The organism is Ruminococcus sp. YE282 (genome assembly GCA_900101355.1).
In the GTDB taxonomy this organism is placed as follows: domain Bacteria; phylum Bacillota; class Clostridia; order Oscillospirales; family Acutalibacteraceae; genus Ruminococcoides; species Ruminococcoides bromii_A.
Genome location: FMUV01000078.1, coordinates 1 through 1,674 on the forward strand (window position 1 = coordinate 1; position 1,674 = coordinate 1,674).

The 1,674-nt window shown below is 37.6% G+C and carries 1 protein-coding gene; it reads left to right on the forward strand.

The window, feature by feature from the left end:
* Nucleotides 1–127 precede the first annotated feature (127 nt).
* The coding region (locus BLP46_RS12740; protein ID WP_092979429.1) for a peptidase domain-containing ABC transporter at nucleotides 128–1,674 on the forward strand (1,547 nt) is incomplete at its 3' end.

Genomic DNA, 1,674 nt, shown 5'->3' on the forward strand with positions numbered 1-1,674 from the left:
TTTAAAGAAAATCTTGGTATAGGTTTGGTAATAGGTAATTCGTTGGGAATTTCATTAGGCTTAATAGTAGGAATAATTTTTTATTCAATAAATAACAATGATAAATCGTGAGTTGAGGGATTAGGTCATGAAATACTGTTGTGTGAAACAGCACGATATAACAGATTGCGGTGCGGCGTGCCTTGCCACAATTTCAAAACAATACGGATTAAATTTGTCAATCTCAAAAATAAGAGAGGTTGCAGGTACAGATAAACAAGGAACCAATGCATACGGAGTGGTCAAAGCCGCCGAACAGCTTGGGTTTACCGCAAAGGGAGTAAAGGGAAATCGTGAGGCTTTTTTCTCGGAATTTCCGCTTCCCGCAATTGCTCACGTGATTATTGACGGTAAATTGCTGCACTACGTTGTTATACATAAAATCACAAAAAAAGAAGTTATTATTGCCGACCCGGCAAAAGGAATCGTAAAATATACGCCCGATGACTTTTTTAAGATTTGGACGGGTGTTTTGATTTTGATGGTGCCGACGGTCGAGTTTAAAAAGGGCAATCAAAAGGAAAGCACAATCGCAAAATTCTTTAAGCTTTTGCTGCCTCAGAAAAAGCTGCTGCTGACTATATTTTTGGCGTCTCTGCTTGTTACCGCATTTGGAATAATTGCGTCATTCTATTTTCGCTTTATTATGGATGACATTGTTCCAAACTCGCTTTCAAAAACATTAAATATAGTTTCAATCGGGATTATACTTTTATATGTATTTAAGATACTTTTGGAATTTTTCAGAAACCACCTTATGCTGTATCTCAGCCAGAAGTTGGACATTCCGTTAATATTGGGATATTATCAGCATGTGCTGACATTGCCGATGAACTTTTTCGGAACACGAAAGGTCGGCGAGATTATCTCAAGATTTATGGATGCGTCAAAAATACGTGACGCAATTTCCGGTGCAACGCTGACAATTATGATTGATACCATTATGGCAATTATAGGCGGAATCGTTTTGTATACACAGAACGCGTTGCTTTTTGCTATTTCGGTAATACTGCTTGTGTTGTACGGAATAATTGTATTTTGCTATAATAAACCGATAAAAAAGATAAATGAGAAGCAAATGGAGGAAAATTCACAGGTTACTTCTTATTTGGTTGAAAGTTTGAACGGTATTGAAACCGTTAAGGCTTTTAATGCGGAGAAAAAGGCAGAGTACAAAACAGAAAAATTATTCATAAAGTTCCTAAAAAGTATATTTAAGGGCGGATTTTTATCAAACAGCCAGCAGTCTCTTACAAACGCCGTTTATGTTATCGGTGAAACCGTTATTTTATGGGTCGGCACGGTTAAAATCTTAAACGGCGAATTAACGGTAGGTGAACTTATCACATTTAACGCACTGCTTGCATATTTTCTTGACCCTGTCAAAAATTTGATAAACTTGCAGCCGACAATGCAAACCGCAATTGTTGCCGCAGACAGGCTCGGAGAAATACTCGACCTTGAGCCCGAGAAAAAAGAAAACGAAGAAAGCAAAATCAAGGATGTTTCATTAAATAAAAAGATTGAAATATCAAATCTTGATTTCAGATACGGTACCCGTCAGTTGGTGCTTAAAAACATCAATTTAACAATCAATCCCGGCGAAAAAATAGCCCTGGTGGGAGAGAGCGGCTC